Raw genomic sequence first — 14,746 nt, forward strand, 5'->3', positions numbered from 1 at the left:
ATGTCGCTCGACGTTCAGACCTGGCTCCGCACCGCCGGAACCCCGGGCCACCAGGCCCCGACGACCGCCCTGCTGCCCGGCCTGCCCGGCGCCGACGAGCGGCTGCACGCCGTGATCGCCGCCGCGGCGAGCTTCGAGGAACGCGCCGCCGCCCGCGACGACGGCCGGGCCCTGTTCACCCCCGACCCGACCGAGGACCGGCGCAGCCGCACCGCCGCCGTCGAGACCTGGCTGCGCCGCGCCGCCGGCGACCAGCGCTCCGCCGGGGTGCTGCTCGACCACCTCGCCGAGACCGGCCGCCCGCTCGGCGAGGGCCTGCGCCGGGTCCGCCTCACCGACCCGGCGAAGCTGCCGGGCTGGGCGTACCCGCTGGCCGTGTTCCTGCGCGCCCAGAGCGCGGCGCCCGCCACCGGGCCCGGCGCGGTCGCGGCCGGCTTCCGGGCCGCCGCCGACGCCCTGCTGCCGGCCGGCGAGGGCTCGGTGCTGGGCGTCCCGGTCACCGCGCGGGGCCGCGCCGACGTGGTGGGCACCCTGACCGGCCGGCTCGTCGAGGTCGCCAACCTGACGCTCTGCCAGGAGTTCCAGCTCGCCACCGGCCGCTCCCGCGCCACCAGCTGGGACGCCGAGGGCGGTCCGGACGCCTCCGTCTCGGGCTGGCTGGCCCGGCTGGAGCGGCTGCCCGCGCTGGCCTACCTGATCGGCACGGTCTGCCGGCAGTGGCAGGAGATGTACACCGAGATGTTCGCCCGCCTCTCCGCCGACCGGGCCGGCCTGGTCGCCGAGATGTGGGGCGGCACCGACCCGGGCGCGCTGGACTCCGTGCACGGCGACGCCGGCGACCGGCACGCCCAGGGCCGCTCGGTCGCCCTGCTGCGCTTCGAGAACGGCTCGGGCGTCGTCTACAAGCCCAAGGACATGCGGCACGCCACCGCCTTCCTCGGCCTGGTCGAGCGCCTCAACCGCGAACTCTCGCTCGACCTGCCGCTGCGCACCGTGCTGATCCGCTCCGACCGGGGCGACGACGGCCACGCCGCCTCGCTCAGCACCGACTGCTCCGGCGACTACGGCTGGGAGGAGCTCGTCCCGTCCCGTCCCTGCGCCGACCGGGCCGGCTTCGCCCGGTTCTACCGCCGCCTCGGCATGACCATCCGGCTGGTCCAGCTGCTGGAGGGCCGCGACATGTGGGCCGACAACCTGCTCGCGGACGGTGAGCACCCCGTCCTGATCGACCTGGAGTGCCTGCTCTACCCGCGGGTCCAGAACCCGCCGGTGCTCAAGGACGCCCAGCACGCCCTGCTGGACGAGCTGGAGACCACCGTGGTGCGCACCGCGATGGCCTTCCAGGCCTGGACCCCGGCCGGCCGCACCGACGCCCTCGACATCGGCTGCCTGTCCCGGGTCGGCAGCCTGGAGGTCGTCCCCGGCGTGCCCGCGCTGCCCATCACCGCCTACCGGCCGGTGCACGACGGACAGCCCGCCGACCCGTGGCAGTACACCGACGAGGTGGTCGACGGCTACCGCGAGATGCACGACGCGCTGTACCGGATCCGCGCCGAACTCGCCGACCCCGAAGGGCCGCTGAGCGGGTTCCGGGGCGTCTGGGTGCGCTACATCTGGCGCCACACCTGGGACGGCTACAAGATCCTGCGGGCCTCCACCAGCCCGCTCGCGCTGGACGACGGCGCGACCCGGGAGACCGTCATCGCGGGCGCCCTGCGCGGCGCCGTCACCGCCCGCTCCGGCGACCCGGACCGCGGCGACCTGCTGGAGGTGGTGCTCGCCGAGCTCGACTCCTTCCGCACCCTGGACATCCCGTTCTTCCGCTCGCTGACCACCTCCTCCTCGGTGTTCACCGCCGACGGCCGCGAGATCCCCGGCCACTTCCGCTCCACCGGCTGGCAGCGCCTGCAGCAGCGGGTCGCCGAACTCGACGGCTTCGACCTGGACACCCACGTCGCGGTGCTCTCCGGCTGCGTGGACGCCGCCCGGGCCGGCACCGAGGAGAGCGCCGGGCCGGCCCGGCCGCCGGCCGCCGCCGAACCGGCCGCCCCCGGCGAGCTGCTGGCCGAGGCCGTCGCGATCGGCGACCGGATCCTGGCCGCCCGGCGCGGCACCGGCTGGGTCGCCCAGGGCTGGTACCCCGGCACCGGCCTGCGCCAGGTCGAGGTGCTCGGCCCCGACCTGACCTCCGGCACCCTCGGCATCGCCCTCTACCTCGCCGAACTCTGGTCCGCCACCGGCGAACCGCGCTTCCACCGCGCCGCGCACGCCCTGCTCGCCGAGGCCGCCGCGCTGATCGACCCGGCCGAACCCAAGGCCTTCGCCTTCGCCGGCGACTCCCGGCTGGCCTCCGGCGCGCCCGTCCCCGGCGGCTTCTTCGGCCCCGGCGCGATCATCCACGGCCTGGCCCGCGGCGGCCTGCTGCTCGGCGAGGCCGACTTCCTGACCGCCGCGCAGGCCCTGGTGCCCGGCGCGATGTCGGTCGCCGAATCCGCCTCCAGCCGCCCCGGCCGCCCGATGCGGACCCCGCACGGCGACGTCCCGCTCGGCACCGCCGGCCTGCTGCTCAACCTGCTGCGACTGCGCCGCGCCGCCGGCGGCGGCCACGCCGACACCGACCAGGCGATCCGCGTCCTGGCCGCCGGCGCGCTCGACCAACTCGCCGACGAGCACACCCCGTTCGACTTCCAGGAGCTCGTCCCCGGCGGCACCGACTCGATCGCCGCCGCGCTCGCCCGCACCCTCGCCGAAGCCCCCGCGCTGCTCGCCGACCCCGAGTCCGTCCGGGCCCGGCTGCACGCCCACCGCTTCGACACCGGCACCCGGTCCGGCCGGCTCGCCTGCCTGGACACCGCCGTCTCGCTCGGCGCCGACGCCGTCGACCAGGACGACCTCGGCGCGCTCGCCCCGCCCGTCACCGGCCCCGCCCTCGCCGCCCTCACCGGCCGCGCCCTGCTCTCCGCCGCCACCGAGGCGCTCACCGCCGCCGAGGCCGGCCTGGTGCACACCCTGCCGGAAGAGGCCGAGGCGCTGCTCGACGGCCCGTTCTACGACGGCCGCGAGGCCGCCGCCCTGATGGTCCGCGAACTGCTCACCCGCCACCGCCTGCACGGCACCTGGTTCCCGGACCGGGCCGCGCACGACGCCGTCAACCTCGGCGCGCTGGACGGCACCGTCGCCGTCGGCCTGCTGCTGCTGCGCCTGCACGACGCCTCCGCCGCCCCGCTCGCCACCCTGCGCTGACCGCGCGCCGCTTCGAGGAGTACCCGCCATGTCCGAACTCATCGGCTTCAAGCGCCACTTCACCCCGTACGTGGTCGACGGCGAGGCCGTCTACCTGGTCTCCGAGCGCGGTGTCTCGGTGGTCGACGGCACGCTCGCCCAGGCCCTCGCCCCGCTGCTGGACGGCACCCGCACCGCCGAGCAGATCGGCGCCGCCCTCGACGGCGTCGTCCCCGCCGACAAGGTCGGCGCGGGCGTCGACAAGCTCCGGGCCGGCGGCTGGGTCACCGCCGCCGACCCCGCCACCGACCGCCCCGGCGCGGCCTTCTTCGAGATGGCCGGGCAGGACGGCGACGCCGCGATGACCGCGCTGCGCGGCGCCACCGTCCGGATCGAGGTGCACGGCGAGCTCGACCCCGCGCCGTTCCTGGCCGCGCTCGCCGCCGCGGGCGTCACCGTCGACCAGGACGCCGCCTTCACCGTCGCGCTCACCGAGGACTACCTCCACCCCGGCCTGGCCGAACGCAACCGGCGGGCGCTCGCCGACGGCCGCCCCTGGCTGCTGGCCCGCCCGGTCGGCTCGATCGTCTGGGTCGGCCCGGTGTTCGAACCGGACGCCGGCGGCACCGAGGGGTCCGGCTGCTGGGAGTGCCTGGCCCACCGGCTCTCCGCCAACCGGCAGTCGCTCAGCTACCTCCAGCACCGCCTCGGCCAGGACGAGCCGATCTCCACCGCCGGCGCCCACCTGCCCGCCACCCTGGCCCTGGGCACCCAGCTCGCCGCCCTGGAGACCGCCAAGTGGCTGGCCGGCGCCCGCCCGGAGCGGCCCGCCGTCACCACCCTGGACACCGTGCTGCTGGAGAGCGAGAAGCACGTCCTGGTGCGCCGCCCGCAGTGCCCGTCCTGCGGCGACGACGCGATGGTGTCCAGGCGCCAACTGGCGCCCGTCGCCTTCGAGTCCCGCCCCAAGGCGTTCACCGCCGACGGCGGCCACCGCTCCGCCTCGCCCGAGGACATGCTGGAGAAGTACCGCCCCCAGCTCAGCCCGATCACCGGCGTGGTCACCACCCTGGTCCCCGCCGCCCGCACCCCCACCGGCCTGCGGGTCTACGTCTCCGGGCAGAACCTGTCCCGGCAGAGCGGCGACCTCAAGCAGCTGCGCACCGGCCTGCGCTCGGTCAGCTGCGGCAAGGGCCGCACCGACGTGCAGGCCCGGGCCTCCGCGCTCGGCGAGGCGATGGAGCGCTTCTCCGGCGTCTTCCAGGGCGACGAGGCCCGCCGCACCGCCACCTACGCCGAACTCGGCGACGCCGCGATCCACCCCGAGCGCACCCTGCTCTACTCCGCCAGGCAGTACGCCGAGCGCGACCGCTGGAACGTCAAGCAGTCGATGTTCAACATCGTCCCGGTGCCGTTCCGCGCCGACGACCCGATCGAGTGGTCCCCGGCCTGGTCGCTCACCGAGCAGCGGCACCGCTGGCTGCCCACCCAGGCGATGTACTACGGCTACCGGCACAGCGGCCGGTTCTACGCCGCCGGCGACTCCAACGGCTGCGCGGCCGGCACCTCCTTCGAGGACGCCGTCCTCCAGGGCTTCCTGGAACTCGTCGAACGGGACGCCGTCGCGCTCTGGTGGTACAACCGCGTCCAGCGCCCCGCCGTCGACCTCGACGCCTTCGGCGACCCGTACGTCGACCAGCTCCGCGAGGTCTACCGCGGCCTGCGCCGGGAGATCTGGGCGCTCGACCTGACCGCCGACTTCGGCATCCCGGTGGTCGGCGCGTTCTCCCGCCGGACCGACGCGGGCGACGGCACCAACGAGGACGTGCTGATCGCGTTCGGCGCCCACCTCGACCCGCACATCGCGCTCACCCGCGCCCTCACCGAGATGAACCAGTTCCTCGGCCCGGTGGCCGGCGACGAGCACGGCCGGGTCACCTACGCGGGCGCCGACCCCGAGCAGAAGGCCTGGTGGACCACCGCCACCGTCGCCAACCAGCCCTACCTGCTGCCCGACCCGAACGCCCCGCGCTCCACCCCCGCCAGCTGGCTCCCGCTCGCGGGCGCCGACCTCGCCGACGACCTGGCCCTCGTCCAGAGGATCGTCGAGGACCGCGGCATGGAGTTCCTGGTCGCCGACCAGACCCGCCCCGACGTGGGGCTGCCCGTCGCCCGGGTGATCGTCCCCGGCATGCGGCACTTCTGGGCCAGGTTCGCGCCCGGCCGGCTCTACGACGTCCCGGTCCGGCTCGGCTGGCTGGACACCCCGACCCCGGAGAGCGAGCTCAACCCGATCCCGATCTTCATCTGACCGCACACGCGGGACGGCCGGGCCCGGCCGTCCCGCCCCTCCGGGGAGGTACACCATGACCGTCATCGACACCCTGCCACCCGCCCCCGCCACCGGGGGCCACCACCCGCTGCGCCGCCTGCTCCGGCTGCGACCCGAGGTCGAGGTCACCGCCCAGGGCGCCGACGTCGAACTCGCCCACCCGTGGGGCCGCCAGCGCGTCCACGCGCTCGGCGAGCGCACCGTCGCCGCGCTGCTCGACCTCACCCGCACCGACGCCGACCTCGACCTGCTGGCGCTCGACCACGTCCGGCTGCTCAAGCTGCTCGAACGCTTCCCGTACCTGGTCACCACCACCGTGGCCGGCCCGCTCGGCACCCCGCTGGCCACCGCCGTCCCGATCGCCCGCTCCGCCGCACTGCCCGGATTCGCCCGCCCCACCGGCCGGTTGGTGCTCTCCCGGTTCGCCTACCTGCGCCGCCTGCCCGACGGCCAGGGCGTCGACGGCGAGAGCTGCGTCCTCGAATCGCCCATGGCGCCGTTCCGCCTCGCCCTGCACCAGGCCGCCGCCGGCGCCTTCGTCGCGGCGCTCAGCACCTCCCGCACCGCCGCCGAGGCCGCGCTGCTCGCCGGCCTGAGCCCCGCCGAGGGCGAGGCCCTGGCCGGACTGCTGGCCGGCGGCGGCTTCCTGGACGCCGGACAGGGCGCCGAGGCCCCGCTCTGGGACTTCCACGACCTGCTGTTCCACTCCCGCAGCCGCCCCGGCCGGCACGACTACCCCACCGGCGGCGTCTTCGCCCACCAGGACGTCCCGCAGCTGCCCGCCGTCTCCACCCCCGGCGCCCGCGAGGAGGGCGAGGGCATCGACCTGCCCGTCCCGGACTGGGACACCGTGGTCGCCCGCGACCCGGCGCTCAGCGAGGTCCTCGAAGGCCGCCGCTCGGTGCGCAGCTACGCCGACACCCCGGTGACGGTCGACCAACTCGCCGAACTGCTCTACCGGGTGGCCCGGGTCCGCCGCGTCATCCCCGGCGACCCCGCCGACCCGCACGGCTACGACGGCGTCGAACGCCCCTACCCGGCCGGCGGCGCCACCGGCGAACTGGAGGTCTACCTCTCGGTGGTCAAGTGCGTCGGCCTGGAGCCCGGCGTCTACCGCTACGACGCCGCCGCCCACCGGCTGCGCCCCCGCCCGTTCCAACACCCCGGCGAGGAGGCCGCGTTCAGCGAACTGGTGACCGCCGCCTGGCGCGCCACCGCCTGCACCGTCGACCCGCAGGTGCTGCTCACCGTCACCAGCCGGTTCGGCCGGCTCTCCTGGAAGTACAGCCAGATCGCGTACGCCCTCACCCTCAAGCACGTCGGCGTGCTCTACCAGACGCTCTACCTGGTGGCCACCGCGATGGGCCTGGCCCCCTGCGGCCTCGGCTCCGGCGACACCGACGCCGCCGCCCGCGCGCTCGGCCTGGACTGGACCGCCGAGTCCTCGGTCGGCGAGTTCCTGATCGGCAGCCGGCCCGACGGCGTGCCGCGCACCGCGCACGGCTTCGCCGACGTGGTGGCCGCCGCCCGCGGCGGGGAGGGCTTCGGCGAGAACTTCTGAGCGCACGCGAGCGGGCACGCCTGCGACCCATCAGCGGGAATCTGACGGGTCGTCGGCGAGCCTGCGTTCCTCCGGGACGTCCTCGCGGTCACAGCCAGCCGCACTCGCGGGCGATCCGGATCGCGTCGCAGCGGTTGCGCGCCCGGGTCTTGGCGATCGCCGCCGAGACGTAGTTGCGCACCGTCCCCGGCGAGAGCGACAGCGCCGCGGCCGCCTCCCGCACCGTGCTGCCCTCGGCGATCTCGCCCAGCACCGCCAGCTCCCGGCGGCTCAGCGGACCGGCCTGCCCGGCCCGCACCACGTCCAGCACCAGCCGGGGGTCGTACACCCGGCCGCCGCGGGCCAGTTCGCGCACCGCCGCGATCAGCGCCGGCGCCTGCACGTCCTTCACCAGCACCCCGGCCGCGCCCTCCACCAGCGCCCGCCGCGACTCCGCCGTCCGCGGCAGGGCCGGCACCAGCAGCAGCACCGCCGCGCCGGGCGCCGCCTGCTGCACCTGGCGGGCCAGCGCCGCGCCGTCCGCCTGCTCGGGCTCCAGGCCCAGCACCGCCAGCGCGGGCCGCACCCGGGCGGCCGCCACCGAGGCCTCCTCGGCGCCGGCCGCCTCGGCGACCACCGCGAGGTCCTCCTCCCGGTCCAGCAGGGCCCCCAGGCCCGAGCGGAACAGGTGCTGCCCGTCGACCAGCAGGATCCTGGTCGCCGCCACCGCCACCGCCGCCACCGTCCCCGCCCCCGTCCCCGCGAGCGGGAACCGGTCCGTCGTGACCCGCTGCCCCAGCGGGCGTTCCAGTGCGGTCGTCATCCGTGCGCCTCCCCGGTCCGTTCCGGCTCGATCAGCCCCAGCCCCAGGTGCCCGACAGCTGCGGGCCGGACGGGGTGGCGGTCGGGGTCGGGCTGCCCGACGGCACCGGGGTCGGGTCGGTCACGCCGGGGCCGACCACGGACGACTGCGCACCCGCGTCGGTGGGCTGCTGCGGGCCGTCCGCGACCACCGCGTCGGCCGTCACCACGGTCGCCGGGCGGGCCGGCCCGGCCAGTTCGGCGGCGGTGGCGACCCCGCCCACGGTGAGTGCACCAAGTACGGCAATCGCGACAAAACGGATGTTCAGCGACATGGGAGTGCCCGATCCTCTCGCGTTCGGCTGATCCCCGGGCTGCCACCGGGGAGCGTGGTGAAGAGCCGTCGCCAGGCGTCCGGTGCGGTCCGCGTCCCCCGCCGGGGGCTGCTCCCGCGGTTCCCGCTCCGTCGTCCTGCCGACAACAACGAGAGTGCTCCCGATGGCACCTCCGTGTCAGTAGCCGGAGCTGGCACCAGAGTGCCGTGACACTCTGAGGACAGCTCGCCGCCCCGACCGTCAGCGGTGGGCGCGGTCCTGCCAGCGGCCCAGCGCGATCCACGGGTCCGCCTCGCACAGCGCCACCGACCAGCCGCCCAGCGGCCCGTCCGGCCCCACCAGGGCCGCCCCGCCCGCCCGCAGCGCGCGCTCCGCCGCCAGCAGCGAGGGCGCGGTCAGGAAGCACACCGCCGCCAGCCCGTCCGCCCGCTCCCGCACCCGGACGTGGCACACCCGGGCCCCGTCCAACGGCAGCCGGAGCAGCGCGGCCCGCACCGGGCCGGCCCCGGCGGACTCCGCGCACCCGCCCCCGGCGGGCGGCGCAACCAGCTCCAGACGGATCGCGTACATCTCCCCAGCGTGACAAACCCCGCCCCGATCCGGGGCGCCCGGCGGGTGTCACATCCCCGCCTGGCACGAATATGACAGTTGCCCGGCACTCTTCACTCCTCGCCCACCAGTGCGACAGAATCTCCGCAAGCCGCTTCTTCTCGCCGTCGGTGGGCGCACAGTGACGCCCCGTCAGCCGGAGGCAGCGGGACACCAGCGAGAATCCGGGGGCCGCGCCGAGACCCGGCGCGCGCGGGAGGCAGCGACATGGGCAGAACCACGCGAACGGACACCGGGCGGAGCGCGCGGAAGTCCGGCCGTTGACCGCCGGCGGCCCGATCGGGCTGGACGCGTTCGGCGAGGCGGTCTACCGGGCCATGCTGCTCCACCCCGACCTCGACACCGGCGGCCTGGCCGGCCACCTCGACTCCACCGAGGCCGAGGTCGGCGACGCCCTCGACCGGCTCGCCGACCTCGCCCTCACCCGCCCCACCAGCTGCGGCACCCGCTGGCGCGCCGTCAACCCCGAACGCGGCCTCGCCACCCTGCTCGCCCACCACGAGGCCGAGGAGGCCCGCCGCCAGCGCGAGGCCGAACGCAGCCGCGCCGCGATGGCCGGCCTGATCGCCGAGTACGCCAGCATCCACGCCCCCGGCGCCGGCGACCACCGCGGCATCGAACTGCTCTCCAGCCTCGACCAGGTCCGCGACCGGCTGATCCAGCTCGCCTCCGACGCCACCGCCGAAGTCCTCGCCTTCGCCCCCGGCGGCCCGCAGCCCGCCCCCGTCATGGAGGCCAGCCGCGCCCTCGACCAGGAGACCCTGGAACGCGGCGTCCGGATGCGCACCGTCTACCAGGACAGCGTCCGCAACGACCCCGCCACCGTCCAGTACGCCCGCTGGCTGCACGGCCTCGGCGGCGCCGTCCGCACCACCCCCACCCTCCCGCTGCGCATGATCGTCGTCGACAACGCCACCGCCATCGTCCCGATCGACCCCGACGACCCCCGCAAGGGCGCCGCCCTCCTGCAGAGCCCCGGCGTGGTCGCCGCCCTGCGCGCCCTCTTCGAGCAGGTCTGGGAACACGCCCGCCCGCTCGGCGAGAGCCCCCAGCGCGACCCCCGCGGCCTCACCGGCCAGGAACGCGAACTCCTCCGCCTCCTCGCCGAAGGCCTCACCGACGAGCGCGCCGGCCAGCGCCTCGGCGTCTCCCTGCGCACCGTCCGCCGGATGATGGCCGACCTGATGATCCGGATGGACGCCCGCAGCCGCTTCCAGGCCGGCATCCAGGTCGCCGCCCTCGGCTGGCTCGAAGCCGCCGAGGACGCCCCGGCCTAGACGGGCACCGCCGTCAGCGGCGGTGCTTGCCGCTGGTCGGCGCCGGGGTCGGGTACGGGATGCGCAGCTTGCGGGCGAACGGGGCCACCGAGGCGCCGACGCCCAGCGGGCGGGCGAGCAGGAAGAGCGAGAGCAGCACGGCGAGCGAACCGGCGGCCAGGCCGGCCAGGCTGCCGAACAGGCCCTCGCCGAAGCGGCCGGCCAGCCAGTGCGCGGCCAGCGCGCCCGGGGCGCAGGCCAGCACCAGGCCGACGTGCAGGACGACCAGCCGGCCGCCCTCCAGCCCGCTGCCCCGGCGGCCGGGCCGGCGCACGCCCAGGTCGACGGTGGCGCCCGCGCCCGGGGCGAAGGCGTCGGTGCGCAGCACCATGGTGCTGTCCGGGCGGGGCGCCGGCACCGGCGCGGGCGCGGCGGGCGCGCCCTTGGCGAGCCGGCGGCCGAGCGCGGCGCCGGTCACCGCGACCGAGACCACGGCGGCCGTGGTGTGCGCGAAGGCCATGCCGACGACCTTGTAGCGCAGCGGCAGCGTCTCGTACGCGACCCAGCACATCAGCGCGTTGGTGCCGGTGGTGACCAGGGTCAGCCAGAACGGGGTGCGGGCGTCGCTCATCGCGTAGAAGCCGCGGGCCAGCGCGTACTGCGCGCAGAACGCGGGCAGGCCGATCGAGAAGGCCATCAGCAGCGAGGCGACGACCATCGCGTCGGCGTGCACGGTGGGGCCGGAGCCGTAGCCGTACGCGGCCATCGCGATCTGCGGGGCCAGGGCCAGGAACAGCACCGAGGCGGTGACGATCATCGCGGCCGAGGAGCGCAGCATCCCCGACAGGTCCTCGCCGATCTTCCGGTAGTCGCCCGCCGTCGCGGCCCGCGACATGCCCGGCAGCAGCGCCGTCACCAGCGAGATGGTGATGACGCCCTGCGGGACGACGAACAGCTGGTAGGCGTTGGCGTAGGCGGAGTAGCCGTGGCCGCCGGCGATCCCCGCGTCGTGCGCTTGCCGGCCCGCGCCGGTGCCCAGGCTGGTGATCACCGCGAAGGACAGCTGGGTGGCGACCACCAGCAGCAGCGCCCAGCCCGCCGAGCGCAGCGGCCGGGTCAGGCCGGCGCCGCGCCAGTCGAAGCGGGGCCGGAAGCGGAAGCCGGAGGAGCGCAGCGAGGGGAACAGGGCGGCGGCCTGCACCACGATGCCCAGGGTCGAGCCGAGGCCGAGCAGCAGGGTGTCCCCGTCGGTCACGTCGCCGACCTGGTAGGCGTGCCGGCCGATCACCAGGTAGGCGCCGAACACGCCGATCGCGACGACGTTGTTCAGCACCGGCGTCCACATCATGGCGCCGAACCGGTCGCGGGAGTTCAGCACCTGCCCGAGCAGGGTGAACACGCCGTAGAAGAAGATCTGCGGCAGGCAGTACCGGGCGAAGTCGATCGCCAGCTCGCGCTGGGCGCCCTCGAACTCCGAGTACAGGTCGACGATCTGCGGGGCGAACAGGAACGCGCCGACCGTCAGCACCACCAGGATCACGCCGCACAGGGTCAGCAGCCGGTCGGTGTAGGCCGTGCCGCCGTCCTGGTGGGTCTGCATCGCGTGCACCAGCTCGGGCACGAACACCGAGGCCAGCGCGCCGCCGATCAGCATCATGTAGACGATGTTCGGCAGCGAGTTCGCCACGTTGAACGCCTCGCCGACCGGGCCGTTGGTCAGCGCCGCCACGATCACCGCGCTGCGCACGAAGCCGAGCGCCCGGGAGGCCAGTGAACCGAGCGCCATGATCAGGCCGTTGCGCCCGGTGGAGGCCGGCTTCCCGGCGGCGGGCGGCTCGGCCGCCCGTTCCCCACCCGCCCGCGGCGGCGGCACCGGCAGCCCGGGCCCCTGCGCCGGGACCGGCGGGGCGGCCTGCGGCGGGTACGGCGGCCAGGGCTGGTCGAGCGCGGTCGCGGGGATCCGGCCGAGCTGCATGGTCGGCTGGTCCTGCGACTGCGACTGCGGGTGCTGCTGCGGGTGCTGCGGGTGTGACTGCGGCTGCGGCTGCGCCTGGTACGGGTCGCCGGGCGGGGGGTGGTGCGGTCCGCCCTGCGGTCGGTACGGGTCGCCGGAGCCGTCCGCGGTGTGCATGGTCATCGGACCCCCCGTCGATCGGTGCCCGTCCGGCGCTGCGTGGGTGAGTGCGGGAGCTGCGGTCCTGGCCCGCGCTCCGCCTGCCGGTAGCGGTGCACCAGCCGCAGAAGTCTGCCCCACTTCGGCACCCGATGGGGAGCCGGGTGCCGCCCGTCCGGCCGTCCGGGCCGGTCGCGGCGCTCCCGGGGGCCCCGCCGCAGCGCCCGGAGAACGCCGTTTGCGCCCGGAAACACGCGGAATGCCGACTGCGGCGTTCCCCCGCGCGGAGGATGCGGGCAACGCGGTGTGACGTTGCTCACGGTCCGTCAGGAGCGGCCCGGATCGCGCTCCCCGGCGGGTTCCACCGGCGGCAGCGGCGGGGCCAGCACCCGCTGCACCCGGGGGCCGGTCCGCCGGCGCAGCAGCCGGGCGTCCCGGCCGAGCCGGCCCGGCCGGCACAGCTCCACCGCCAGCGCCGTCCCGGCCAGCACCGCGACCGCCGCCGCCCAGCCCGCCAGCACGTCGCTCGGCCAGTGCACGCCCAGGGCGACCACGGTCCAGCCGACCGCCGCGACGGCCAGCGCCGAGGCGGCGCCGGCCACCGCCCGCAGCGGCCGCTCGACCCGCGGCCACACCAGCAGCAGCAGCGCGCCGCAGGTCACCGCGGAGGCCAGCGCGTGCCCGGACGGGAAGGACGTCCCGGAGCCGAGCGCCACCGGGTCGGCGAAATGCGGCCGGGCCCGGCCGGCCAGCGCCCGGCCGGCGGCGGCCACGGCCCAGGCCAGCGCGGTGGCGCCGGCCGCCCAGAGGGCCAGCGTCCGGGCGCCCAGCACCCACAGCCGGAGCGCGACCGCGCCGAGCAGGGTCCGCATCACCCAGGGCGCGCCCAGGTCGGCCAGCGTCTGGGTGGCCGCCGTCCCCACCGGGTGCCGCAGCGCGCAGCGGTGCAGCGCCTCCACCCAGCCGCGGTCCAGCCGGGCCAGCGGCGTCCAGCCGGTCCGCACCAGCACCAGCAGCACCGCGAAGCCCGACGCCCCCGCCAGGGCGGGCCAGGCACAACGGAGCGCCCTCGCGCGTTGTACCCGGGGACGGGCCGCGGCGCGGCCGGCGCTCCCGGCCCCGGGGTCGTTGGACTGGTGCATGACAGACACCTTCCCAGCGCCGGGCGGCGAACCGACTTTGGTGCGATAGCGATTGCGCATCGGTTGTGCGGATATGCGGCGAAGGTCCGGTACCGATCCGGTGCCGACGGGCGGCCGTCCGTGGAGGCGGGCGGTGGACGCCCGGCGTGCACCCGGCGTCACGCTGCGTGTACCGGCCGATGAAAACCGCCAGGATACTGCATCACCAACGGAAAACTGAGCTACTTGGGAATGTTGTCCGATTTCTGTGCGTTGGATCGTTACGTGTGAGCCACGAACGGCCCACACGGTTGTGCCGAGCGGCGGATCGGAGCGCGCCCGGCAGCGTCAGTGAGGGAGCAAGCATGGCCACCCGTGCCGTCGTTCGCGACAGGGCCGATCGGACCCGCACCGCCCGTCCGACCAACTTCGAAGCCGATCGTGACCTGGTCGGCATGTACCTCGACGAGATCGCCAGGACGCCCCTGCTCGACGCCGCCGAGGAGGTCGAGCTGTCCCTGCGCATCGAGGCCGGGGTCTTCGCCCAGCACCTGCTCGACGAGGACGAGGCCCTCGACGGCGTCGGCACCGAGGAGCTGCGGGCGATAGCCGAGGACGCCGAGCGCGCCAAGGACGTCTTCATCCGCTCCAACCTGCGCCTGGTCGTCGCCGTCGCCCGCCGCTACCCGCGCAGCGGCCTCCCGCTGCTCGACCTGATCCAGGAGGGCAACGCCGGCCTGGTCCGCGCCGTGGAGAAGTTCGACTACTCCAAGGGCTTCAAGTTCTCCACCTACGCGACGTGGTGGATCCGGCAGGCGATCACCCGCTCGATCGCCGACCAGTCCCGCACCATCCGGCTGCCCGTGCACCTGGTCGAGGAGCTCGGCCGGATCCGCAAGGTCCAGCGCGAGAAGGCCAAGGAGCTCGGCCGCGAGCCCGACCCGGCGGAGATCGCCGCCGAGCTCGACACCACCGAGCAGCGGGTCAAGGACGTGCTGGACTGGGCCCGCGACCCGGTCAGCCTCAACATGTCGGTCGACGACGAGGGCGAGACCCAGTTCGGCGACCTGGTGGAGGACACCGGCGCGGTCTCCCCGGAGGACGCGGTCATGGTGATGCTGCGCCGCGAGGAGCTGGACGGCCTGATCGGCCGCCTCGACGACCGCACCGCCTCCATCATCCGCAGCCGCTACGGCATGGAGGACGGCCGGGAGCGCACCCTCACCGAGGTCGGCAAGCAGCACGGCCTCACCCGCGAGCGGATCCGCCAGATCGAGAAGCACGCCCTCGCGGAGCTGAAGAAGATCGCCGACCACGCCGGCTTCGAGGCCGCGTGACCGCGCGGCCGGGCCGGAGCGGCGCCGGGGGTGCGGACGGCCGCGCCCCCGCCGGTCCGCCCGGCGGCCCTACAGTGGGG

At 75.8% G+C, this 14,746-nt stretch carries 10 protein-coding genes; 5 read left to right on the forward strand and 5 right to left on the reverse strand.

Annotated elements, in window-relative coordinates; genetic code table 11:
- From lanM to ACZ3J7_RS29050, 3 genes are read left to right on the forward strand one after another with little or no spacing between them, the layout of a single operon-like run.
- On the forward strand, positions 1-3,243 hold the full coding sequence (gene lanM, locus ACZ3J7_RS29040) for a type 2 lanthipeptide synthetase LanM (RefSeq protein WP_465626130.1): 3,243 nt from the start codon (positions 1-3) through the stop codon (positions 3,241-3,243).
- 28 nt (positions 3,244-3,271) lie between these two features.
- Positions 3,272-5,533: a TOMM precursor leader peptide-binding protein gene (locus ACZ3J7_RS29045; RefSeq protein WP_465626132.1), complete on the forward strand. Its 2,262-nt coding sequence runs from the start codon at positions 3,272-3,274 to the stop codon at positions 5,531-5,533.
- A gap of 55 nt (positions 5,534-5,588) precedes the next feature.
- The gene (locus ACZ3J7_RS29050; RefSeq protein WP_465626134.1) at positions 5,589-7,115 is read left to right on the forward strand and encodes a SagB family peptide dehydrogenase; all 1,527 of its coding nucleotides are present in this window, start codon (positions 5,589-5,591) and stop codon (positions 7,113-7,115) included.
- 88 nt (positions 7,116-7,203) lie between these two features.
- On the opposite strand, the gene ACZ3J7_RS29055 is transcribed toward ACZ3J7_RS29050, so the two are convergent.
- From ACZ3J7_RS29055 to ACZ3J7_RS29065, 3 genes are all read right to left on the reverse strand, one after another.
- The gene (locus ACZ3J7_RS29055) at positions 7,204-7,917 is read right to left on the reverse strand and encodes a LuxR C-terminal-related transcriptional regulator (RefSeq protein ID WP_465626136.1); all 714 of its coding nucleotides are present in this window, start codon (positions 7,915-7,917) and stop codon (positions 7,204-7,206) included.
- 31 nt (positions 7,918-7,948) lie between these two features.
- Positions 7,949-8,230 (reverse strand): hypothetical protein, encoded by a 282-nt coding sequence (locus tag ACZ3J7_RS29060; protein WP_465626138.1) that lies wholly within the window; start codon positions 8,228-8,230, stop codon positions 7,949-7,951.
- 240 nt (positions 8,231-8,470) lie between these two features.
- On the reverse strand, positions 8,471-8,800 hold the full coding sequence (locus ACZ3J7_RS29065) for a hypothetical protein (RefSeq protein ID WP_465626140.1): 330 nt from the start codon (positions 8,798-8,800) through the stop codon (positions 8,471-8,473).
- Between the two features lie 299 nt (positions 8,801-9,099).
- On the opposite strand from ACZ3J7_RS29065, the gene ACZ3J7_RS29070 reads away from it, so the two are divergent.
- The gene (locus ACZ3J7_RS29070; protein ID WP_465626142.1) at positions 9,100-10,116 is read left to right on the forward strand and encodes a LuxR C-terminal-related transcriptional regulator; all 1,017 of its coding nucleotides are present in this window, start codon (positions 9,100-9,102) and stop codon (positions 10,114-10,116) included.
- Positions 10,117-10,129: 13 nt separating this feature from the next.
- On the opposite strand, the gene murJ is transcribed toward ACZ3J7_RS29070, so the two are convergent.
- Both murJ and ACZ3J7_RS29080 read right to left on the reverse strand, forming a co-directional pair.
- Positions 10,130-12,232 (reverse strand): murein biosynthesis integral membrane protein MurJ, encoded by a 2,103-nt coding sequence (murJ, locus tag ACZ3J7_RS29075; protein ID WP_465626144.1) that lies wholly within the window; start codon positions 12,230-12,232, stop codon positions 10,130-10,132.
- A gap of 302 nt (positions 12,233-12,534) precedes the next feature.
- Positions 12,535-13,350 (reverse strand): phosphatase PAP2 family protein, encoded by an 816-nt coding sequence (locus ACZ3J7_RS29080; protein WP_465626146.1) that lies wholly within the window; start codon positions 13,348-13,350, stop codon positions 12,535-12,537.
- A 344-nt stretch (positions 13,351-13,694) separates the two neighbouring features.
- Between ACZ3J7_RS29080 and ACZ3J7_RS29085 the strand changes: the two genes are divergently transcribed.
- Positions 13,695-14,666 (forward strand): sigma-70 family RNA polymerase sigma factor, encoded by a 972-nt coding sequence (locus ACZ3J7_RS29085; protein ID WP_465626148.1) that lies wholly within the window; start codon positions 13,695-13,697, stop codon positions 14,664-14,666.
- Positions 14,667-14,746: the final 80 nt, after the last annotated feature.

It is taken from the genome of Kitasatospora sp. NPDC015121 (assembly GCF_055562955.1).